Source organism: Sphingobium sp. LMA1-1-1.1, from assembly GCF_040676365.1.
Lineage (GTDB): Bacteria > Pseudomonadota > Alphaproteobacteria > Sphingomonadales > Sphingomonadaceae > Sphingobium.
Map to the genome: position 1 here is coordinate 87,577 of NZ_JBEGHS010000003.1, position 21,254 is coordinate 108,830.

Consider the following 21,254-nt stretch of genomic DNA (forward strand, 5'->3'; position numbering starts at 1 on the left):
GACAGTCATGGACGAGAAGAAGGGCATGAGCTTCGAGCCGCGCAGCGGCGACACGCATGTCATCGGCGAGGATGGCGAGGCGGTGAATGTCGACGCGCAGGCCCGCGCCGCGGCGCTGGCCGATCTGGCTGACACGCTGAAGGGCGAAGATGGCGCTCCGGTGACGCCGCCCGAGGGCGATCTGACCGATCCGCCTGCGCCGATCGCGCCGGAGCCGACTGCCAGCGGTCGCAAGACCAAATAATTCCGACCATCCAAGCAAAGGACCGTGACCGATGGGTGATTTCCTGATCAAGAACCGCCTCGTGCTGGCGAAGGTGGAAACCACCTCCGGCACCGATGCGTCGCCGACGCCGTCGGCCGACGCCGTGCTGTGCGAAGAGCCGCGCGTTGCTCCGAACATGGAACTGGAGCAGACCAATGAGGTGACGGGCTCGCTCGATAGCCAGCAGTCGATTGTCGGCGGCGGCTATGCCGAGCACAGCCAGCGCATCTTCGTGAAGGGCTCCGGCACTCCCGGCACCGCGCCGGAGGTCGACCCCTATCTGAAGGCGTCGGCCATGGGACTGACGACGCTGGCGGCGAACAGCACGGGCACGGCCCAGGCTGGCGCGACGGGGTCGATCACGCTGGCAGCGGGCGCGCCTTCGACCAGCCTCGTCGGCTTCGTCATCGAAACCACCGGCGGCACAGGGCCGGGTCAGACGCGCGTCATCACCGCTTACAACACCACGAGCAAGCTGGCGGCGGTCTATCCGAACTGGGATGTCACGCCCGACAACACGACCACCTATTCGGTGAAGGCGGGCAATCTCTACGTCCCTGTCTCTGCGGCGTTGAAGAACATCAGCAGCTATGTCTACCAGAAGAACAGCGGCGCCGGGAACGCGATCCTGAAGAAGCTGCTGGGTGGCGCAGCCAACTGCGCCCTGGCGGTGCAGACCCGTCAGACGGCGAAATTCACCTTCACCGTTCGCGGCATCCTGTCCGATCCGGAGGAAGTGTCCAATCCCGCCGCGGGCACCTTCGACGCCACTCGCCCGCGCCCGTTGCGCGATGCTGACGCCTTCCTCGGCGGCGCTCGGGTGTGCTTCCGCAACTTCACGCTCGATTGGGGCAACGTCATTTCGCAGGGCGACTGCCCCGGCGCGCAATATGGTTATGATCCTGCGCGCGTGACCGACCGCAAGCCGACGGGCCGCATCAATCCGCAAATGCTGACCCTGACCGACCGCAACGCCTGGTCCGACATGGTCAACGGCACGACCAAGCCTCTCTGGCTCAACTGGGGGGAGGTGGACGGCAACCGCGTGTCGCTGTTCATGCCCGCCATCGCCTACACCGGCAATGAGGAGGAGGACCTGGACGGCATCCTTGCCGAAGGGCTGCCCTATCAGCCTGTTGGTCCTGACAGCTGGGTCTATCTGCTGTTCTATTGAGGGTGCCCTGATGACGACTGTGCTGCGGGATCACCGCCATGTGAAGACGCTGGGCGGCGTGGACTATGCGTTCCGCCGCCCTGATGTGTATGATCTGCCCGCCATGCGCCGACGGTTGCGCATGGCGCGCGTGCGGCGCCCGACGCTGCCCGAGTATCGTGCGATCGGGGCCGAGGGCATCCGCCGCATCGGGGAGGCCGCGGGCGACGCGGCTGAGGGCGCCCGCCAGGCTGAAATCCTCGAACGCTGGTATGATCTGCTCGTGCCCGTCGATGAGGACCAGATCGATGAGCCGGACCTGGAAGCCCGCGCCGTGCTCCTGGCGGAGCAGCAGGCGGAGCGCCGGCAGGAGATGGCGAAGCTCTACCCTGATGTGCTGGCGATCGAGGCCAATCTCGACCGGCACTGCCAGGATTGGGCGGAGCTGCGCGCCGACGCTGAATATTGGGAAGAGATCAGCCGCATCGACTCGGTCCGCCTGCTGCTGACGGAGATCGGGGGCAAGGTCTTCCCCCGCGACGCGGACGGCCTGATGATCGAGGAGGGCTATCAGAGCATCCCTCCGCAGCACCGTCTCCAGCTTGGCACCTTCGCGCTCAGCCTGCTGACGCCCGACGAGGCCACAAGAAAAAACTGATCATCGCCGCCGCCTGGGCCTTCGATCCGGGGGCCTATGACGGCGGCGAGGATTACACGCCGCGCGATCCCCTGCGCGGCGATTCCTTCATCGCGCAGGAGCCCGCAGGCGTCCGCTGGCTCCATGTGCACCCGCAATATCTGGTCGACGACGAGACCGCGCTGATCGTGCGGCTCGCCAGGCTGTGGCGTGACGGGGTGATGCCGGAAGACGGCGGCCCCCTCATGCAGTCCGCCTGGACCGTCGCCGCCATCACGATCGTGCTGAAAGCCTGGAGTGACCTTCAGGCGGCGCGCGACCGCAAGACCGCAAGGGATTGACCGCATGGCTCAGACCGCCCGCGCCGTGAACCTGGCGCTGCGCATCGTCGGCATTGCCGACGCGGAGCGCGACTTCAAGCGGGTCGGCGACGCCGGCGGGGTCGCGTTTCGCCAGATCGAAAAGGAAGCGCTCGACGCCGAAAAGGCGATCATCAAGACCACCAATGCTGAAAAGACCGCGGCAATGCTCAGCGAGCGCCGCAGGACAGCCCGGTCCGAAGCGCGCGCCCTGTTCCCGACCGCGAGCGATTCCGCGCCGGTGGTGCGGCGCCAGCGGCGCGACTATGTCTCGTCCAGGGTCGCCGCAGCCGAGAAGATCATAGACGATGCGCAGGGTGCGCAGGCGCTGGAGAATCTCGCCACGAAATCGGCGGCTGCCGAGGCTCGCCTCGTCACCCTTGGTCGGGTCGCGTCTGTAGCGGCGGTGGGGGTTTCCGCGCTGGCCTATGGTTTCGTCAAGGCGGCCGAGGCGGAGGATGAGCATGAGCAGGCTATTGCCCGCTTCAACAAGACGCTGGCGCTCACGGGCAATGTGTCTGGCGCCACGGCGCAGGAACTGGAGACGTTCGCGGAAAAGGCGGCGGACTCCACCAAGGCGAGCGAAGAAGGGGCGCTGAAGGCTGCCGCCGCCCTTGCGCGCGTGCCCGGCATTGCGCGCGCCGAACTGCAGCGCGCGCTCACCATCGCCGCCGACCTTGGCGATACGCCCGACGATGTCGTGCAGCAGGCGGAGAAGATGGGCGCAGTGCTGAGCGCCCTTGCCCGCAACGATGTCGAGGAACTGCGAAAGGCGCTTGGCGACGATCTGAACCCGGAAATCACCATCACGGTGATGAAGCTGGCGGAGGCCGGAAAAACGGCTGAGGCCCAGACGGCCTATATGGACGCGCTGGCAGGGGCGGTCGCCAACAATCCGGACAGTCTTTCTGAAGCGACCGATCATGTGACGAGGTCGTTCACGGGCATGCTCGCCAAATGGAGCGAGGGCAGCGGCGCGAAAGACATCCTGATCGGCGGGCTCAATGCCATTTCGTCGGCGATGGATTGGCTGTCCGGCAAGACGGAGGCCGCCAGCGGAAAGCTGGGCGCGTTCCTGCACTATGCGCGCCAGATCAGCGCGGCGGCTATCAACCCGGCCAAGGCCGCCGATATCATCGTGCATGGGTTCGAACCGCAGCAACAGCAACCGAGGCAGACTCGGTCGGCCTTCGCGAGCCCGGTCGAGCAGATGCTGGAAATGGGCCGTCGCGCGCGGGGGATGGCGACTGATGCCGCGGCCCGAGCCCTGCTCGCCAAGCCGGACACGCCCAAGAAGAGCAGTGGCGGCGGTGGTGGCGGCAAGTCTGACGCCCAGCGCGAAGCGGAGCGGCTGGCCCGCGAATCCGAGCAGGCGCGCAATGCTGCCGACCGCGTCCGCCAGTCTAACCAGGAGGTCATAGACAGCTACAAGCTGCGCTCCGATGAGGCGCATGCGCGGCTCGGGCTGGAGGGTGACGCGCTGGAGGCGGTCGTCCGCCAGCAGGCGATCGACGCTGCGGCCCGGCGGATTTCGACGGAGCTGGTCGAGAAGGAAGTCACGGCGCGTCGTCTCGCGGCGAAGGGGCATTTCGACGAAGCGCAGGCGCGGGCCGAAGCTACCGCGATCGTCGATCAGCAGACAGTCGCGGTGCGGAGATTTGCCGCCGCCGAGTATGACGCGGAGCAGGCGCAGAAGCAGTTCATCGAACGGCAGCGCATCGCCACCCAGCTGTTCGAGGAAACCCGCACGCCGCTGGAGAAGATCGCGCAGGAAGTCGCCAATGTGCAGGCGGCCTTCGACAGCGGCGCGATCAGCGCCTTCACCTTCAGCCGTCGCATGAAGCAGTTGGCCGAGGACTATGTCGACCTCGGCCGCATGGGCAATAAAATGTGGGAGGGGTTCGGCCAGGATGTGGGCCGCACCCTCACGGATATCATCCGCAATGGCGGCAGCGCCCGCGACATTCTCAGCCAACTGATAGACCTGCCCCTTCAGCGGCTTCTCCAGAAGAATATCGAGGAGCCGGTCGCCAAATTCATCGACGGCATCACCGGCAATGATGTCGCCAAGAATGTCGCCAAGGCCAAGAGCGACATTCTGCCCGGTCTGCCGCAGCAGCTCGGTATCCAGGCGGAGCCGGAATTTCTGCGCTTGACCACGGCGGCGGGTATGGCAGCCGATGCGCTCACGCGGGTCGCGGCCGCTGGCGGCTCGCCCATTGTTGACCCGCTGGCCGATGTAGGAGTCGAAGCGAACAGGGCCGCCGAAGGCATGAATGCGATCACCGCGCAATCGGGCCAGCTTGGTTCGGCGTTCAACAGCCTGATCGCCATGGCGACGGGTGGTTCGGTGTCGGGCGGCGGCGGCTTGCTGGGCACGATCATCGGTCTGGGATCGCGGCTGGTCGGCCCCGCGATCGGCGGCGGCGTCACCAGCGCGGGCACGGATGCCGTCTATGGTGGCACTCTGGGCGGCATCTACCATGACGGCGGCCGCGTCGGGCCCGGCGGCAAGCAGCGGATGCTTCCCTTCGATGTGTCGGCACTGCCGCGCCTGCACAACGGTACGCTCCGCAACGACGAATTCCTGTCGGTGCTGCAATTGGACGAGGAAGTGCTCAACCGATCCCAGGCCCGCGCCTTCCGCACCCTGCTAAAGGGTCAGGTCGCCTCGCGTTTCGGCGGCGGCGGGGGGGGGGCCGGCCAGACCATCATCAACAACTGGAATGTGCCTGCCACGCCCGACCGCCGGCGCACGGGGGCAGAGGTCGCGCGGCGTCAGGCCGAGCAACAGGATGATTTCCGCCGGAGGGGGCTGGCCTGATGGTTGACGATGTTCGCTTGCCGGAGAAGTGGTCGAAGGGATCCAACGGCGGCTTTGAATTCTCCACCGACGTGGTGCCCACCGACGACGGCGGCGTGGAGGCGAACGAGAATTGGGCGGTGCCGCTGCGCCGCTACGAAATCTCGCACAATGTGAAGGCCCCGGAGGATATTGGGCTGCTGCGCGCCTTCCATGCGGCGCGGCGCGGCGCCGCGCGGCCCTTCCTGTTCAAGGATTGGATCGACTTCACGAGCAAGGCGGACGGTAACTCATCCGCCACCATGACCGATCAGCCGCTGGGAACCGGCGATGGCGCGACCACGGCCTTTCCGCTGGTGAAGCGCTATGCCGACAGCGTCAGCCCTATTGACGTGCCGGTCCTCTGGCCTGTTACCGGAACCGTTCTGATCGCCAAGGATGGCGTTGCCGCCCCCACGGGCTGGTCCGTGAATCGTGGGACGGGCGTCGTCACCTTCTCGGTCGCGCCGGCGCTGGGGGTGATCCTTACGGCAGGCTTCCAGTTCGATGTGCCGGTGCGCTTCGAGGACGATCTGCTGCGGATCAGCTGGGACACGATCAACAGCCGCAGCGCGGGCAGTGTGCCGCTGCTGGAGTGGCGCGCATGAGCCGCACCATCCCCGTCGGCCTGGCCTCCCATCTGGCATCCTCGAATCGCTCGCTCAGCTGGTGTCTGCGCATCGATGCGCCGAACGGCACGAGCGTCGGCCTGACCAGTCATGACCGGACCTTGTCCATCAACCTTGGCGACGGCGCGCTGGACTATGTGCGCGGCCTCGCCCTCTCGGAGGTTGCGCTTGTCGCCGGGCTCGGCGCCGACAATTTTCAGGCGAGCGGCCCGCTCGGTCCGCTGTTCACGGCCGAGGACATTCTCGGCGGTCGCTGGAACAGCTCCCGCTTTCGGCTTTTTCAGGTGAACCATGCCAGCATCGGCTCCGGCGTCATCAAGGTGCTGGGCGGCAAGCTGGGCCAGCCTTTGATCAACGGGCGCTCCTATGCGCTGGAGGGCCTCGGTCATACCGCCAGCTATAATCAGGATATCGGCCGGGTGACTTCGCCCTATTGCTCGACCACCTTCGGCAGCGACAAATGCAAATATCCGTTGCTGCCGCCGGTCTGGACCGATCTGGCCGATGTTGCCATGCGTGGCGCATGGGATGCAGGTGTCGGCGACTTCGTGCGGCCGACGCTGTTCAACGGCTTCCATTATACCTGCTCTGTCGCGGGCACGACCGGCGCGAGCGAACCCAGCTGGCCGACAACGCTGGGCGGGACCGTGGGCGACGGCAGCGCGACATGGACCTGCGTCAAGGCGGCGACGATCGAGGCCGAGGTCGCGTCCGTCAACAGCGATCTCAGCTTCGCGCTGGCGGCCCTGCCGATCGTCACCGCCAACGACGAGCTGAACTATGGCCGGGTCGCCTTCACCAGCGGCGCGCTCGTCAACGATCCTGAGATCGAGATATTCGACTGGATCGCGTCGAGCCGCACGATCGAGCTTTATGCCGGCATGCCGGTGCTGCCGGAAGTCGGCGACACGCTGGTGATCCGCCGTCCCTGCCTCAACACCCGCAACTATTGCCGCGACACTTGGGCGAACACCTGGAACTTCCGGGGTGAGCCCGACCAGCGAGGCAGCGACCAGGTGCTGCGTAGCCCGGAGAGCGGACAATGACGGCGACACGCGCGGACATCGTTGCGGAGGCGTGGCGCTGGGTGGGAACGCCCTACCATGAGCAGGCGAGCGTTCGCGGCGCCGGCTGCGACTGCAAGGGGCTGGTCGTCGGCGTCGCCCGCGCCTGCGGTTTGCCGGAGGCGGACGGATTCCACGCGCGGCTTGCCGATTATGGAATTCGCATCGATGCGGCCCTGCTGCGGCGCGGGCTTGAAGCCGAGCTGGTGCGGGTTGATGTGCCCCGGCCCGGCGACGTGCTGCTGCTGATGGTCAGGGGCAAGGCCCAACATCTGGGCCTGCTCGTCGATCGCGGCCGCATGCTGCATTGCTGGGGCGCGGGCCCGCGCGCCGTCGTCTCCGCGCCCTGGACCGAGGGCCGAGTCGCGCGCGAACTGGATTCGGCTTGGGCTTTCCCCTCGATCATTGCGCAGGAGGCCGCCCATGGCTGATCCGGTTTCCCTTGGCCTGACACTGGCGCTCACCGCCGCGCAGATGGGGCTTCAGGCTTCGCGGAAGATCGAGGGGCCGCGTCTCACGGATCTGTCCGTCAGCCTCGGCGATCCCGGCGACCAGAAAAATTATTTCCTCGGCACGCGCCGGTTCGACAGCTGTTCCTTCCTGTTCGCGGAAGACTTGCGCGAAGTGAAGAAGAAGCGGAAGACCAAGGGCGGGAAATATAATCAGTATAAATATTTCGGGACCTGGGCGAATCACATCGCCGACCATCCTGTCGACGCGGTGACGCGCATCTGGCTCGACAAGCATCTGGTCTATGACGCCACAGGGGGAGGACCGATCAGTGCCTTCGCCGCTGGCGGCGTCTACGCCGATCTCAGCGAATATCTGCGCTTCATGCTGGGCGCGGAGGATCAGGAACCTGATCCCCGCATGCTGCTGACGATAGAGGCTCAGCATGGGGAGGGCAGTTGCCCCGCCTATCGCGGGCAATCGCTGGTCATGTGGGAGGAAGTTCCGCTGGAGAAGTTCGGCAATCGGCTTCCCCAGCCGACGATTGAAGCCGTCACTTCCGCCGCGCCATATTATCCCTTCGATCTTGTCGATTCCTCGCCTAGCACCGGCGAGACGCCGTTCCTGTGGACAATCATGGCGAGTCCGGACGGGTCCCGATTTTACATCGGTCACCTCAATTCTCCGACCGTCACGGTATGGGATGCCGGCACGCGATCGATGATGTCGGAAATGAAGCTGGATCATGGCCTGGGCGCGATGACGCCTAGCGGGTCATTTTATTCGATCAGCGGTGTTTGGGGGGACGTTTATCTTGCCTTCACCAACCCCGATGGAATGTATGTCATTCTGGCCGGACCTGGCGATTTCGACGAACCGCCCGGCGGCGTGGCCTATGTCGGCGGACTGGTCTGCGTCTATCCCATCTTCAACTGGCAACAGACGCAATATTGGAACCCTGGCACCGGACGCGTCGAAGCGCGTTATCCCGGCTTTTCCGCCACCCATTATTTCGAGGATGTGAACGGTCGCCCTTGGGCTGTCGGCCAGGTGGGTACCGATCCGAAGATTGCCTTTTCGATCATGCCCTATGGTGAGGTGAATGAAGTCACGACCGGCGAGACCGGCGACGCCTTCGCGATCGACGGCGGTAACGGCGCCTTCTTCGTCTGGCAGGGCGGCAAGGTGATGATGGTCGATACGACCAGCTGGACGGTCACGGCCTCGACGGCGAACAACGGCGTCAATGTCTTCACGCCGCCGATGGCGTTCCGTCACTCTCGGCCGGGCCAGAAATCGATATGGGTGGGGCCGACCGAATATTCTACGCGCGACGCCTCGATCATCAGGACGGTTTCACTGCTGGACTGGCCGGTGGGGGAGCTTGCCGATTGGGTCATCTATGATCCGTTCAATCATGCGTTGCTGACCCAATCGGGGGCAACAGGCAACTTCGTCTGGCGCTATCTGGACCGCATCACGGGCGAGGGTGTGACCATTGCGCAGATCATCGCGATGGTCAGCGATATGTGCGGCGTCGACGATGCCGACTATAACGCCTCGCTCTGCACCGACATAGTCGATGGCTTCAGCTTCACGCCCGGCGCGGCCAAGTCGATCCTCTCGCCCGTGCTGGAAGCGCACGATATCGATCCGGTCTCCGAAGACTTCATCGTCCGGTTCCGCCCACGCGGGACGGCGAGCGAGGGCTTCATCCCGACCGGCAAGATCGTCCGCAGCGGCGACAAGCGCTTCAGCATCACGGTCGCCAAGGATGAAGACCTGCCGTTACAGGTGACGATGGCCTTCGCCGATGTCGACAAGGATCAGCAGGGCAATGTCGCGGAGTCGGCGCGAGCGGCCGACGCAGTCCGCACCAAGCGCGTGACGCAGCTCGACATGCGCAACGTCGCCACCGATGTCGACAATGCGCGCCAGCTGACCGACCGCTTCATGCGCCGCCAGCATTATGAGAAGGAAAGTTACGAGCTGGCGATTTCCGATCGCTACCTGAAGATCACGCCCGGCAGCGTCTATACGATGGAGCTGGACGAGAGTGAGCGGACGGCCCGGTGCGTCTCCACTCGCATCGGCGCTGATCGCATCACGGAAACCCAATGGGTGCGCGATAATCCCTCGCTCGCGGGGCGCAGCAGCGGGACGGGCGCGCCGATGGATTCGCGTGCGCCCAGCCAGATCCTCGTGCCCGCGCTGTCGAAGGGCATGGTTATCGATGCGCCGCTCGCCGTCGATTCGGATGAAAGCGCGTCGCCCTTCCTGATGGTCGCGGCCGGTCCCTACGGACAGGACGTGTATTGGACCGGCGCCGAAATTTGGGCCAGCGACAGCGGCGACGAAGATGAGTTCGACCCGGACTGGGCAGCGGTTCCCTACCAGAGCGCCGCGACATGGGGCTATTGCACCGATGTTTTGGGCGATGCGCTGCCCTGGGTGCCGGACATGGGCAATGTCGTCACGGTCTTCATGGGCCATGGCGAGCTATCGAGCGTCACCATGGACGAGCTGCTGCTCGATGATAGCCTCAACCTCGCGCTGATCGGCAGTGAATATGTGCAGTTCGCCACCGCGACTCTGGTGGCCCCGCGCACCTATGAGCTGTCCGGCCTGCTGCGGGGTCGCCGAGGCACCGAGCAGCATCTTTCGATGCATGCTGTTCGGGACCGCCTCCTGCTGATCGACGCGGCGGTGTTGAAGCGCAGCATGGGCGTGTCCGAGATCGGCGACACCGATTACTACAAGGCGATCACCCAGGGGCGTGATGACGCGAGCGCGCCTGTCGAAACCGTCACCTTCGGTGCGGCCGCTCAGAAACCCTATGCGCCTGTTCATGGGGCGCTGACGCTCGATAGCGGGTCAGGCGACTGGTCGATCGACGCTGTGCGGCGGACACGTCTTGGCGGGGCCAATGTCGACGGGCAGGACGTGCCGCTCGGCGAGACGGGCGAAAGCTGGTCCTGCGACATTCTCGACGGCGCGGTCGTCGTTCGGACCATCGCCGGCGACAGCCTGCCCCTGGCCTATAGCAGCGCGCAACAGACAGTCGATTTCGGCGCGCCGCAATCCAGCCTGACGGTGAACCTCTACCAGGTGGCGCCGCCTCTCTCCCTGCGGGGCTTCCCGCTCCAGATCGCAGCCTAAGGGTATCCAATGACAGATTTTCCGAACACCGGCGCGCCCATGTGGGCGGGGCCGCAGGCTTCGCCATGGGACGTGGTGAACGAAGCATCGTTCATTTTCGATGCCTTCGCGAGCCGCTCTATCATCGAGGACCGCGACCTGACCGCGCCTCCGGGCAGTTGCGCGAACGGCGCGCGCTATCTGGTGGACGCGACCGCGACCGGAGCTTGGGCTGGGCATGATGGCGAACTCGCCATCGCGATTGGCGCGAATGCGAGCAACGGCTGGTATTTCGCGACCGTGGATAACCACGGGAACCAGTTGTTCGTGCGCGATGAAGATATTCTCATCGAATATGACGGTGCGGCATGGGTCACGGCACCGGGCGGGGTCTCATACCTCAACGACCTGACGGACGTAAACGCCCCAGCGCCCGCCGATAATGATCTTCTGTCATGGGATGAAGGGGCCGGGCAATGGGTGCCGGTTGCTGCGGCGGCCGGTTACACGGATGAGCAGGCGCGCGATGCGATTGGCGCGATGCTGGCGGATAGTTCCACGATCGACGTCACCTACAACGACGAGGGTGACGCCGAAACCTTCGAAGTGATCCAGGCTGCGCTAAAACCAACCGAGAGCCTGATCATCGCATGCTCGGATGAAACAACGGCGATCACCGCTGGAACGGCGAAGGTCACTTTTCGGATGCCCTATGCCTTCACCCTGACGGCGGTGCGGGCCAGCGTCACTACCGCGCCCACGGGCTCCACCATCCTCATCGACATCAATGAGAGCGGGACAACGATCCTCTCTACCAAACTGATGATCGACGCGAGCGAGAAGACCAGCACGACCGCCGCGACCGCTGCCGTGATTTCAGACAGCGGCCTTGCCGATGATGCGGAGATCACGATCGATTTCGACCAGGTCGGCTCCACCATCGCGGGCGCCGGGGTCAAGGTTTATCTGATCGGCCATCGCACATGAGCATGATGGTCAACTCCTACGCGTTCGGGGGAATCGCCATTCTCAGCTTCGGGCTGTCTGTTGGAAATACTGAGGTCAATATTGGCAATGGCTTCATGGCGGGTAGCACGTGGACCGCGCCGGCGAGCGGGACCATTACCCACTTGACCGTTCTTTACGGGACTGGAGCGAATTACACTGGCAATTTCCGCTTGGCCATATACGCTGCCTCGTCGCCCACAAGCTGGGGAGTAAAGCTGGCGGAAACCGCATCGCAAAGCGGGATCAACACCAGCCAGTCCAAGAAAATCGCGCTCACGACGCCTCTGGATGTAGTCGCCGGGCAACTCTACGCGCTGTGCGTGCAGACCGATAATAATTTCGGGGTGCGGGCTGATACCGCTTACACTTGCTACTATTTCACCGACAGTTATGCCGACGGCGCAGCCGCTAACGCTGGTTCTCTTGGTTCCTTCACAGGCGCCCCCGTGATCCTGGCCACGGGTACACCGATCACCCCCGCCTTCAGTGCTTCGCCGACAATAACGACCGACACCGGCTTCTTTGCCGAAGGCGACACTGCCACCGTCTCCTACACGCACAACAGTCCAAGCACGTCTATCCAGTGGACTAGAGACGGCGTCGCGATCAGCGGCGCTACATCGGCCAGCTACACCTATGTTTCCGGTGATGTGGGGCATGTCGTCGCCTGCACCGTGACGGCGATCAACGGATCGCTCAGCGCTAGTGCATCCGCCAGCGGAACGACAATCGGGACGCCCAGCTATACGACGCACACCCGCGTTCCCGCTGGTGACATGGATAGCGGTTCCGACAGCCGCCTCACCGCCGGCGACATGCAATCCGGCTCTGACCTGCGCATTTCTACTGAAAGGACCGCCTGATGGCGAACAAGAAGATCAGCGATTTCACCGCCATCACTGTCGTCGATAAGGATGATCTGATCGAGATCGAAACCATCGGCGGCAACTCGCGCAAGGCCAAAAAGCGCAACGCTATGCCCGGCCCTCTTGGCGTTTTGGCGCTCAAGAAGAGCACCAATCAGTCGATCGTCACCGGCGCGTGGCGGCTCGTAAGCTGGGACGTTGAGATGCATGACAATCTCAATGCCTTTTCTTCCGGTTCATCGACGACCGATTTCACTGTTCCATCGGGCATCACTGTCATGAGGGTCAACCTGCGGGCAGGGTGGGCGAACAATTCGACCAGCAATCGATACCTCTCCCTTTATAACGTCACCACGTCGACTGACGTGGCGATCGACATCAAGGTGTCGGCAAATGAGTCTGGGCAGACCCTGAATTCTGGACTGATCGAAGTCACGGCGGGCCATGTCTATCGCATCCAGGCCAACAGCGGCTCTCAGACCCTCAATCTGTCTGGCACCGAGTTTGGGGGGGCGAGCATCCTAACTGTCGAGTTTTTCGAGGCGTGGGCCAACACGCATATCTAGTTCGAACACAGCAAGGGGGTGAGCTTATGCCTGATCCGGGGGCAGGTGGAATTTCGTCGGGCGAGGTCGGGGGCGTCCTCGCTGGGGTGATCGCGGTGGGCATGGCTTTGGGGAAGGGAATGGCCTGGCTGCTCAACTGGAGGGATGCGCGAGCGAAGACCCGCGCCGCCAAGCTGCAGGTTTGGCATGACGAGCTGAAGGCCCGCGAGGATGCGCTCGACAGGAAGATCGACGCCCGCCTGGCCAGCTTCGAGCAGCAGGTCGATAAATGGCGCCTGGCCTTTCATCTGGTCGCGGCCGAGCTGCTCCAGCGTTATCCGCAATCAATGGCACTGATGCAGGCGCAGAAGATCCTCGCCGAAGCCTTCCCGATCCATCTGGCGGTGCCGGAGGACATGGCGCGGTCGTTGGACCGGCTCGACGAAGCGGAAGCGGGCAAGCCGTAACCGTCGGCACATTTGTCAATTACATGGGGCGCTTCGGGCGCCCTTTTTCATGGGGGAAGGGCGATGCATTATCCCAAGGGATACGAGTGGCTTGCCAATGTCGGCACGTTGCCGCGCACGATTCAGGAAGGGCTGGCGCTGGTCGGCACGATCGAGAAGGCGGGGCCTGCCAGCAATCCGGTCATCATGAGCTGGGCGAAGGAGCTGGGACTTGCGTCGACATATTCCGATGACGCGGTGCCATGGTGCGGGCTGTTCGCGGCGTTCGTCGCCAAGCGGGCGGGGAAGGATGTGGTCGGCGGTCCGCTGTGGGCAAGGAATTGGGCCAAGTTCGGAATCGCGCCGCCTGCGGCTGGGTTGGGGGACGTGCTGGTCTTCCAGCGCTCCGGCGGTGGCGGGCATGTCGGCTTCTATGTCGCCGAGGATGGGCACGCCTTTCATGTTCTGGGCGGCAACCAGTCTGATGCGGTGACGATCGCCCGAATCGCCAAGGCCCGCTGCATCGCGTTCCGCCGGCCCATCTACCGCGAGCAGCCCAAGAGCGTGAAAGCCTATCGTGTCGCGGCCGGCGGAGCTTTGTCGGTGAACGAGGCATGAGCGAGCCGCGCAAGAAAGCCGTGTATGTCGGTGCGCCCGCCTGCTTCGCGTTGGAAGCGGAGTGCCAGCTGCTGAATCAGGCATTCCCCGGAACGTGCTATCTGGTTGGGTCCTCGTTGGAGCGGCCGGATTGGCGCGACATCGACGTGCGCATGATCATGGATGATGAGGCGTTCGCTACGCTCTTTCCGCACGCGAAAGAGCATTGGGAATTCGACCCTCGCTGGATTGTGATGACGGTCGCCATATCGGAGCGGCTGTCAAAGCAGACCGGGCTTCCGGTGGATTTCCAGTTTCAGCCTCGGACGCATGCTAACAAGCGTCATAGCGGGCCGCGCAATGCGTTGGGCCTGATCTTCGCCAGACGTGGGGAGGAAGATTGATGACCCTCCTCCCTGACACCACCGGCTGGACGGCCCGCGACTGGCGCCGGATGGTCGGCATCGTCTTCCTCGGCGCGGGTGGCATTGCCTGCACCGCCATCGCATGGTTCGCGCTGACGGTGCTGGCCGCCAAGTCGCCGGGGCCGTGGCCTGTCGCCTATTTCGCCTATGGGTGTCTGGTGCTCATCGGCATCGTGCTGACGGGCCTGTCGGCCATACTCGGCCGGCGCACCTTCAGGCTGAAGGTGGGCGGCAACACCGTCGAGAGCGTCGGCGAGGATGCGGCCGATCGCATCCGGGCTGCGGCGGAGCAGGCGTGATGGGCGCGCTCCTCTCCCGCATCGGACCGCACCTGTTGGTCGTCGCCGCCGTGCTGGGCGGGCTCTGGTATGTCGACCACCGGGGCTATCAGCGCGCGCGCAATGATTTTCAGATGGACCAGCTGAAAATTAGGGCGATGTTCGACGGGCTGTTGCGTGACAGCGAAGAGCGGATGGCAGGCGTCATTCGCTTCCAGGACCGCGACCTAGCCGACAAGATCGCGGCGGTGAAGGTCTATCACCGCACCATCATCCAGCCCGCAATCGAAAAGGAAATCGCCAATGATCCGGCGCTTGCCCGCCCTGATGCTCGCATGTCTGACGGCCTGTGGCGTCAACTCAACGCCGCCCTCGCCGGCAGCGCCTGTTCCCGCCGCGCTGACGGCGGAATTGAGTGCGCCTTGCCCGACGCTGCAACAGCTGGCGGACCCGATGTGGGCGACGCTGGCGCGGGTAACGTCACCGAACGCGGGCCTGAATGATGAGTGTCGCCTGCGGCATGCGGCGGTGGTGAACGCCTACGTCGCAAGCCGGGCTGAGATCATCCGGCACAATGAGGAAGTAGCAAAGCGGTCGAAGGGCCGCCACTGAGAGTGCCCTGAAGACGGGGGCCGAAGCGCGGACACGCTTCAAGCCGGCGGGTAGTCACCGCCATGTCCCCAACAGGATCCTGTCGGGTCCATCCCGCCACCCGGCGCCCGGGTGAGGGGAGACGTATCGGAAGAACAGCGATGGAGTCGAGCCACCTTTTTGATGATTTCGTTCAACCCGTCAGCCCGCCTGCGGCCTACATAGGCGGCAAGCGTCGCCTGTCGCGCATGCTGGTGCGCGCGATCGAGCGTATTCCGCATCACAGCTATTGCGAGGTGTTCATGGGGATGGGCGGCGTGTTCCTACGCCGCACGCGCCGCCCAGGGGCGGAATATATCAATGATTGGTCGGAGGATGTCTCCACCTTTTTCCGCATCCTTCAGCGCCATTATGTCGCCTTCCTGGACATGCTGCGATTCCAGCTCACCACGCGCAGCGGATTCGAGAAGCTGTTGCGCGTCGATCCTTCGACCATGACCGACCTGGAGCGGGCGGCGCGCTTCCTCTATCTCCAGCGCCTGGCGTTCGGCGGAAAGGTCGCGGGCCGCAACTTCGGCGTCGATCCGATGAACAGCGGAGGCTTCGATGTCACGCGCCTGGCGCCGATGCTGGAGCAGCTGCACGAGCGGCTCGCCGCGGTGACGATCGAGCGGCTGCGCTGGCACGATTTCGTGCGGCGCTATGATCGGCCGGGCACGCTGTTCTACCTCGATCCGCCCTATTTTGGGTCAGAGGGGGACTATGGCGCGGACCTATTCGACCGTTCGCAATTCTCGACAATGGCGGAACAGATGTCCGCGATCGAGGGCACTTTCCTGCTCAGCATCAATGACTGCCCCGAAATCCGGCAGCTATTCGGCGCCTTCCAGATGGTGGAGGTCGACCTACTCTATTCAATCGGGAGCGGGTCGCCGACCGACGCGCGCGAGCTGGTCATCACTAATATCGATGCATCGCTAAAAGCCTTGCTTGGGAGCTGCGGCGGCTGATTTTTCCTTCTGAAGTGACCGGCGCCGCGATAGAGTTATTGGATTTCGTTTGTTGAAACTTCCCGGTTATTATTTGCCGTCCTGCGCAGGGGAGGCTTCATGATAACCTCAGCGATACTCGATCGTTTTAAGTTCCTGACGGCGGATTCGCGGCTGCCGGTCATCGACCCACTTTCAGTGCCTGCCTTGGTGGTGAGTTGGCTGTTTATAGGCGCAGCGACGGTGGGTTTTGCATTCACCAGCTTCACCTTGGTGCCGACGCACATTCTTTCCAGCTTCCTGCTCTATGCATGGCTGATGCTTGGCGGTGGCCTGGCGCGGCGATACGGGATGATCCGCATCGGTCTTTGGCTCAGCTCGATCGCAACCCTGACGCTGGTGTCGATGGGTTCGCTGATGCTGATCACGTTGGTCACGGCGGTGGCATTGCCGTTTCAGGATGCGGCCTTATTGAGTGCTGATGATGCGGTGGGCTTTCATTGGCTTGCCCTTTACCAGCTCTTCTTGGCCCATCCTTGGCTATTTGATGTAAACAGCGGCTTGTATCGACTGATCATCCCGCTTCCCTACGTTGTCTTGACGCTGCTGGCACTATGTAATCAGCGGAAGGAAGCATGGGCGCTGATGTTCGCCTGGGGCATTTGCCTAGCCATTACGGTGGTAATTTATCCATACTTCCCCGCGATCGGTCCCTACGAATATTTTCACATCGCTAGAAGCGACGCGCCCAAAGCGTTGTCCGATTACCCTTGGCTTTTCGATGGTCGTATCGCGTCTATACGCGACCATGGACAACGGGTGATCGATCCGCTGCAATTCATCGGTCTAGTCTCGTTTCCAAGCTTTCACGCCGGATCGTCGCTACTTCTTGCATGGACGTGCCTTAGCGTGCGCTGGGTAGGTCCGGTTTTAGCTGTGCTTAGCGTGGGCATGGGTGCGGCTGCGTTGATCAGCGGCAGCCACTATTTGATCGACCTCGTCGGCGGCGTGTCGATAGCATTGTTCGCGATATGGCTGGCTTCTAAGCTGGTCGGTATGACAGAGGGTGGCGCCGGTTAGGCGGCCATGGCAAGGCTGTTTTGGTGGCCTCGGCCGACATACGCTAACGGCCAACGCGGTTCCGCAAATTCATCGCAATAATGATTGGCGATAAGCTTCGACCACCAGCCGCCATTGCCGGGCAGGGGCAGGACCGGAAGCTGAACGAGCTGGAATCGGTCCGTCATCACGTCGAACAGTCGGATTTCATCGCGGTGAACCACGTCTTCCGCGTCATGCAGGGCGATCGCCTTGAAGCGCGATCCGGTACGTCTTTCCTCCTGAAGCATGGCGCGCCAGACACGGTTCAGGCAATCGGCCTTCGTGGTCGGCCCGTCGCGTTCGTTGATGCACAGGATCAGCCGCTCTTCGCCGGAAGCGAGGGGCGTCAGTATATCCAGAGTGGCTCGGTCATTGGGATAGATGCCGACAAAGATGCGGTAGTCCTGATTACCCCAGCGGTTCAGCGCATTGCGCAACATTCGGCCGATCACATCGGCCTCCTGCCAGGCGGGAATGAAGATGGCGATGCGGCCCGGCTGCCGCGAAGCCGGCAGGGTCGCCGTCGTCATTCGCTCGTGGCGCGAATAGACAATCAGCTTGCGCCACAGCCGACGACACAGGAAAACTGAGTCTATAATGAAATCATCGATCCCGCCAATCGCCAGTCCCACAACCGCGAACAGCAGAATTTCATGATGAACCCTCCCCAGAATAACGAAGATGGTCTCCCCCACGGAATGCGGCTCCCTGTATTCCCCGGACGCGCTATGGCAGCAAAGAATTGATTCTCAAACATTTATTGGTTGCGACATCGGAATGAACATCGATCTTCAGCCCTCTTCCAGCCCACTCCCACAGGAGCAAGCAGCATGATCAATCGGCGCTCCTCGGCGCTGCGTGATTTTCTGAAAAGCGAAGCGGGGCGGGCGGCCGCCTCCTGCTGATGGGGGCTGTCGCCCTGGCCATGCTGTTCGCCAATTTGCCGGGGCCTGCGGGGCATCTCCATCATGCCTTTGTTCATGCGGAGGCCGGGCCGGAATTGAAGCGCGGTCTGGGCAAGCAGATCGGCATCTTCGGCAGCATTCTCGCTGGCTTGCGGCTTTCGGCCGTGACGGGATATCTTGTCCTGCGACGTGCCAAATACCGCTGAAGATCCTGATTTACTCGTCCAGCCGCCTTTCCCATGCGTCGGACGGAATCGTATAGCTACTGGGCCGGTGTTATCCTGACGCTGCCGCAGAGCGAATCGCACTTGATGCGAACTCCAGCCAATCTTTTCAACGATCAGGTAGGAGGGTGAATATGAATAGGGAGATGGATGTAAATTATCTGCTGCACAGGCAGCAGGTCGCCTTGATCCGTGCGCAGATGAGCCGGTCGGCGAAGGGCCGGGAAGCCTATGAGGGTCTTGCGCGCGGCTATACGGATCAGATCGATGCCTACAGGCGTCAGAATGAAAATCTGGTCGATCTGACCCATTAAGCGTCCCCGCATTTCCCCACGATACTCTGGTCGTGACGACCCCTCTGTCAAAGCCGGTTGATCAGTCGCGCTATCGATTCATGATGCGTTGCATCGTCACCGCATTCCTTTTCCAGCATGGACTTTATCTGCTCCAGTTCTGCTTCGGTCAGATGTTCGATACCGATGAACTCGTTCCGTGCTGTCGAAAGGGCGCGTATCAGTTCGTCCATTTTCGCCTGAATGGCTGAGCCATCCCGATTTTGCGCATTCTGGATCAGGAACACCATCAGGAAGGTGACGATCGTCGTGCCGGTGTTGATGATGAGCTGCCATGTGTCGGAATAATGAAAGATCGGGCCGGTCACGATCCAGGCCAGGATGATCAGCGCCGCCAGGATGAAAGCGGCAGGCTGGCCAGACCAACTTGCGATACGGTGGGCAAAGGCTGTGAAAATCCGGTCCATCTTTCTTTTTCTCCGCTGGCCATAGCAAATATTTAGCCCCTGTTCAGGCCATGCTTGCCATGAAGGCGGGATGACAGCCATCCCTTTCCGTGCGCTGGCCTGCGGGCTTGGCGCTTCTCTCTTCCTGATGTCCTGTGCGACGGTTTCGCCCGAATCACGCCTGCGAACGGGCTTGATCGATGCGGGCGTGTCTCCCCGCATGGCGGGCTGCATGGCGGAAAGGATGGTCGATCGGCTGAGTTTGGCGCAGCTCCGCAGGCTCCAGTCGCTGGCCTCGCTCCGCAAATCTCACATGGGCGACATGACGGTGGACCGGTTCCTCTTCAAGGTCCGCGCGCTGGAGGATCCAGAGATATTTGCCGTGACGAGCAAGGCGGCGATCGTCTGCGCCATCGACCGCTGATTTCGCAATAACCGCGCTGTCGCTTCGCAAAGGTTTTGCAATTTTGCAAAGTCATTTTGCGAAATTTTCTGGCGCTGGCTCCCTGCCTGTGCTTAGCCGCTGTCCAGAAGAGTTTCAGCGGAAAGGACGGGCGAGCCCCATGAACATCCACGAATATCAGGCGAAGGAATTGCTGGCCAAATACGGCGCGCCGATCGCTGCCGGTTATGCCGCCTTCTCCGTCGAGGAAGCTGTCGAAGCGGCGAAGAAACTGCCCGGGCCGCTCTATGTCGTGAAGTCGCAGATCCACGCCGGCGGCCGCGGCAAGGGCAAGTTCAAGGAACTCGCTCCTGAAGCGAAGGGCGGTGTCCGCCTCGCCTTCAACCTGGATGAGGTCAAGGCCCACGCCACCGACATGCTCGGCAACACGCTGGTCACCATCCAGACCGGCGAAGCGGGCAAGCAGGTCAACCGCCTCTACATCACCGACGGCGCCGACATTGCGAAGGAATTCTACCTTGCCCTGCTGGTCGACCGCGCCAGCAGCCGGGTCGCTTTCGTAGTGTCGACCGAAGGCGGCATGGACATTGAAGAGGTCGCCCACTCGACCCCGGAAAAGATCCACAGCTTCTCTGTCGATCCGGCCGCCGGTTTCCAGCCGCATCACGGTCGTTCGATCGCCGCCGCCCTGGGCCTGAGCGGCGATCAGGCTAAGCAGGCTGCCAAGGTGGCTGCCTCGCTCTACGCCGCGTTCCTCGACACCGACGCCGAGCAGATCGAAGTCAATCCGCTGGCGCTGACCGAGCAGGGCAATCTGTTGGTCCTCGACGCCAAGGTCGGTTTCGACGGCAACGCGATGTTCCGTCACAAGGACATCGCCGAACTGCGCGACCTGACCGAGGAAGATCCGGCGGAAGTCGAAGCGTCCGAATATGACCTCGCCTACATCAAGCTCGACGGCAATATCGGCTGCATGGTGAACGGCGCGGGCCTGGCCATGGCGACCATGGACATCATCAAGCTGAACGGCGAATTCCCCGCCAACTTCCTGGACGTCGGTGGCGGCGCCAACAAGGAAAAGGTGACTGCGGCCTTCAAGATCATCCTGAAGGACCCGGCGGTGAAGGGCATTCTCGTCAACATCTTCGGTGGCATCATGAAGTGCGACATCATTGCCGAGGGCATCGTCGCCGCCGCCAAGGAAGTGAACCTGTCGGTTCCGCTGGTTGTCCGCCTGGAAGGCACGAACGTCCAGCAGGGCAAGGACATTCTGGCCGCTTCGGGTCTGGCCATCGTCCCGGCGGACGATCTGGGCGACGCGGCGAAGAAGATCGTGGCGGAAGTGAGGAAGGCAGCCTGACGCAGCTTTTCGCCTGAACAAGACACCAAGGGGTGCGGGTGGTCCGGTAACGGGCTGCCCGCGTCCGCGTTCGCATTTGCGAGCTTGGCGTGAATGAAGGAAGGATGTTGGAGATGAAGATCCTTGTGCCCGTGAAGCGGGTGATTGACTATAATGTGAAGCCGCGCGTGAAGGCGGATGGGACGGGCGTCGATCTGGCGAACGTCAAGATGTCGATGAACCCGTTCGACGAGATTGCGG

At 62.9% G+C, this 21,254-nt stretch carries 24 protein-coding genes and 2 pseudogenes; 24 read left to right on the plus strand and 2 right to left on the minus strand.

The features are described from left to right. Nucleotides 1-7 precede the first annotated feature (7 nt). The 19 genes from MRBLMA1_RS06245 to MRBLMA1_RS06335 all read left to right on the plus strand — a co-directional run bounded on the left by MRBLMA1_RS06245 (nucleotide 8) and on the right by MRBLMA1_RS06335 (nucleotide 17,362). Nucleotides 8-244, plus strand: a complete 237-nt coding sequence (locus MRBLMA1_RS06245) for a hypothetical protein (protein ID WP_363735670.1) — start codon at nucleotides 8-10, stop codon at nucleotides 242-244. A gap of 31 nt (nucleotides 245-275) precedes the next feature. After that, a complete protein-coding gene (locus MRBLMA1_RS06250) occupies nucleotides 276-1,439 on the plus strand; it encodes a hypothetical protein (RefSeq protein ID WP_363735671.1) in 1,164 nt (387 codons plus the stop codon). 10 nt (nucleotides 1,440-1,449) lie between these two features. Continuing rightward, entirely contained in the window at nucleotides 1,450-2,076 is a 627-nt protein-coding gene (locus MRBLMA1_RS06255) for a hypothetical protein (RefSeq protein ID WP_363735672.1), read from the plus strand. A 125-nt stretch (nucleotides 2,077-2,201) separates the two neighbouring features. Beyond that, nucleotides 2,202-2,396: a hypothetical protein gene (locus MRBLMA1_RS06260; RefSeq protein ID WP_363735673.1), complete on the plus strand. Its 195-nt coding sequence runs from the start codon at nucleotides 2,202-2,204 to the stop codon at nucleotides 2,394-2,396. A 4-nt stretch (nucleotides 2,397-2,400) separates the two neighbouring features. Beyond that, nucleotides 2,401-5,238, plus strand: a complete 2,838-nt coding sequence (locus MRBLMA1_RS06265) for a phage tail length tape measure family protein (protein WP_363735674.1) — start codon at nucleotides 2,401-2,403, stop codon at nucleotides 5,236-5,238. Then, complete coding sequence (locus MRBLMA1_RS06270) at nucleotides 5,238-5,864, plus strand: DUF2460 domain-containing protein (protein ID WP_363735675.1); 627 nt, start codon at nucleotides 5,238-5,240, stop codon at nucleotides 5,862-5,864. The genes MRBLMA1_RS06265 and MRBLMA1_RS06270 overlap by 1 nt, the downstream gene beginning before the upstream one ends. Continuing rightward, nucleotides 5,861-6,931, plus strand: a complete 1,071-nt coding sequence (locus MRBLMA1_RS06275) for a baseplate hub protein (RefSeq protein WP_363735676.1) — start codon at nucleotides 5,861-5,863, stop codon at nucleotides 6,929-6,931. The genes MRBLMA1_RS06270 and MRBLMA1_RS06275 overlap by 4 nt, the downstream gene beginning before the upstream one ends. Further along, entirely contained in the window at nucleotides 6,928-7,380 is a 453-nt protein-coding gene (locus MRBLMA1_RS06280) for an NlpC/P60 family protein (RefSeq protein WP_363735677.1), read from the plus strand. Before MRBLMA1_RS06275 ends, MRBLMA1_RS06280 begins: the two co-directional genes overlap by 4 nt. After that, nucleotides 7,373-10,558 (plus strand): phage tail protein, encoded by a 3,186-nt coding sequence (locus MRBLMA1_RS06285; protein ID WP_363735678.1) that lies wholly within the window; start codon nucleotides 7,373-7,375, stop codon nucleotides 10,556-10,558. The genes MRBLMA1_RS06280 and MRBLMA1_RS06285 overlap by 8 nt, the downstream gene beginning before the upstream one ends. 9 nt (nucleotides 10,559-10,567) lie before the next feature. Beyond that, nucleotides 10,568-11,524: a DUF2793 domain-containing protein gene (locus MRBLMA1_RS06290; RefSeq protein WP_363735679.1), complete on the plus strand. Its 957-nt coding sequence runs from the start codon at nucleotides 10,568-10,570 to the stop codon at nucleotides 11,522-11,524. Nucleotides 11,525-11,619: 95 nt separating this feature from the next. After that, nucleotides 11,620-12,408, plus strand: a complete 789-nt coding sequence (locus MRBLMA1_RS06295) for a hypothetical protein (RefSeq protein ID WP_363735680.1) — start codon at nucleotides 11,620-11,622, stop codon at nucleotides 12,406-12,408. Then, nucleotides 12,408-12,977 carry a hypothetical protein gene (locus MRBLMA1_RS06300; protein WP_363735681.1) on the plus strand — a complete coding sequence of 190 codons (570 nt, stop codon included), beginning with the start codon at nucleotides 12,408-12,410 and terminating at the stop codon, nucleotides 12,975-12,977. The genes MRBLMA1_RS06295 and MRBLMA1_RS06300 overlap by 1 nt, the downstream gene beginning before the upstream one ends. Before the next feature lie 26 nt (nucleotides 12,978-13,003). Next, nucleotides 13,004-13,423 (plus strand): hypothetical protein, encoded by a 420-nt coding sequence (locus tag MRBLMA1_RS06305; protein ID WP_363735682.1) that lies wholly within the window; start codon nucleotides 13,004-13,006, stop codon nucleotides 13,421-13,423. Nucleotides 13,424-13,486: 63 nt separating this feature from the next. Continuing rightward, complete coding sequence (locus MRBLMA1_RS06310; protein WP_363735683.1) at nucleotides 13,487-14,020, plus strand: TIGR02594 family protein; 534 nt, start codon at nucleotides 13,487-13,489, stop codon at nucleotides 14,018-14,020. Next, nucleotides 14,017-14,403: a hypothetical protein gene (locus MRBLMA1_RS06315; RefSeq protein WP_363735684.1), complete on the plus strand. Its 387-nt coding sequence runs from the start codon at nucleotides 14,017-14,019 to the stop codon at nucleotides 14,401-14,403. Before MRBLMA1_RS06310 ends, MRBLMA1_RS06315 begins: the two co-directional genes overlap by 4 nt. Next, nucleotides 14,403-14,723, plus strand: a complete 321-nt coding sequence (locus tag MRBLMA1_RS06320; RefSeq protein ID WP_363735685.1) for a hypothetical protein — start codon at nucleotides 14,403-14,405, stop codon at nucleotides 14,721-14,723. The genes MRBLMA1_RS06315 and MRBLMA1_RS06320 overlap by 1 nt, the downstream gene beginning before the upstream one ends. Next, the gene (locus MRBLMA1_RS06325) at nucleotides 14,720-15,205 is read left to right on the plus strand and encodes a hypothetical protein (RefSeq protein WP_363735686.1); all 486 of its coding nucleotides are present in this window, start codon (nucleotides 14,720-14,722) and stop codon (nucleotides 15,203-15,205) included. The genes MRBLMA1_RS06320 and MRBLMA1_RS06325 overlap by 4 nt, the downstream gene beginning before the upstream one ends. A 249-nt stretch (nucleotides 15,206-15,454) precedes the next feature. Then, nucleotides 15,455-16,303 (plus strand): DNA adenine methylase, encoded by an 849-nt coding sequence (locus MRBLMA1_RS06330; protein ID WP_363735687.1) that lies wholly within the window; start codon nucleotides 15,455-15,457, stop codon nucleotides 16,301-16,303. A gap of 99 nt (nucleotides 16,304-16,402) precedes the next feature. After that, nucleotides 16,403-17,362 (plus strand): phosphatase PAP2 family protein, encoded by a 960-nt coding sequence (locus MRBLMA1_RS06335; protein WP_363735689.1) that lies wholly within the window; start codon nucleotides 16,403-16,405, stop codon nucleotides 17,360-17,362. 59 nt (nucleotides 17,363-17,421) lie between these two features. Here the strand turns inward: MRBLMA1_RS06335 and MRBLMA1_RS06340 are convergent. After that, nucleotides 17,422-18,078, minus strand: a pseudogene (locus tag MRBLMA1_RS06340) (glycosyltransferase); the annotation flags it as partial. Between the two features lie 209 nt (nucleotides 18,079-18,287). Between MRBLMA1_RS06340 and MRBLMA1_RS06345 the strand changes: the two are divergent. Both MRBLMA1_RS06345 and MRBLMA1_RS06350 read left to right on the plus strand, forming a co-directional pair. After that, a complete protein-coding gene (locus MRBLMA1_RS06345; protein ID WP_363735690.1) occupies nucleotides 18,288-18,494 on the plus strand; it encodes a hypothetical protein in 207 nt (68 codons plus the stop codon). Between the two features lie 152 nt (nucleotides 18,495-18,646). Continuing rightward, on the plus strand, nucleotides 18,647-18,826 hold the full coding sequence (locus MRBLMA1_RS06350; RefSeq protein ID WP_133651642.1) for a hypothetical protein: 180 nt from the start codon (nucleotides 18,647-18,649) through the stop codon (nucleotides 18,824-18,826). A 47-nt stretch (nucleotides 18,827-18,873) separates the two neighbouring features. Here the strand turns inward: MRBLMA1_RS06350 and MRBLMA1_RS06355 are convergent, their stop codons facing one another. Beyond that, on the minus strand, nucleotides 18,874-19,272 hold the full coding sequence (locus MRBLMA1_RS06355; protein ID WP_363735691.1) for a low affinity iron permease family protein: 399 nt from the start codon (nucleotides 19,270-19,272) through the stop codon (nucleotides 18,874-18,876). 70 nt (nucleotides 19,273-19,342) lie between these two features. Here MRBLMA1_RS06355 and MRBLMA1_RS06360 point away from each other — a divergent pair, with 70 nt between their 5' ends. The 3 genes and pseudogenes from MRBLMA1_RS06360 to MRBLMA1_RS06370 all read left to right on the plus strand — a co-directional run. Beyond that, a complete protein-coding gene (locus MRBLMA1_RS06360) occupies nucleotides 19,343-19,675 on the plus strand; it encodes a hypothetical protein (protein WP_363735692.1) in 333 nt (110 codons plus the stop codon). A 139-nt stretch (nucleotides 19,676-19,814) separates the two neighbouring features. After that, nucleotides 19,815-21,014, plus strand: a complete 1,200-nt coding sequence (sucC, locus tag MRBLMA1_RS06365; RefSeq protein ID WP_363735693.1) for an ADP-forming succinate--CoA ligase subunit beta — start codon at nucleotides 19,815-19,817, stop codon at nucleotides 21,012-21,014. Between the two features lie 113 nt (nucleotides 21,015-21,127). Next, nucleotides 21,128-21,254, plus strand: a pseudogene (locus MRBLMA1_RS06370) (electron transfer flavoprotein subunit beta/FixA family protein); the annotation flags it as partial.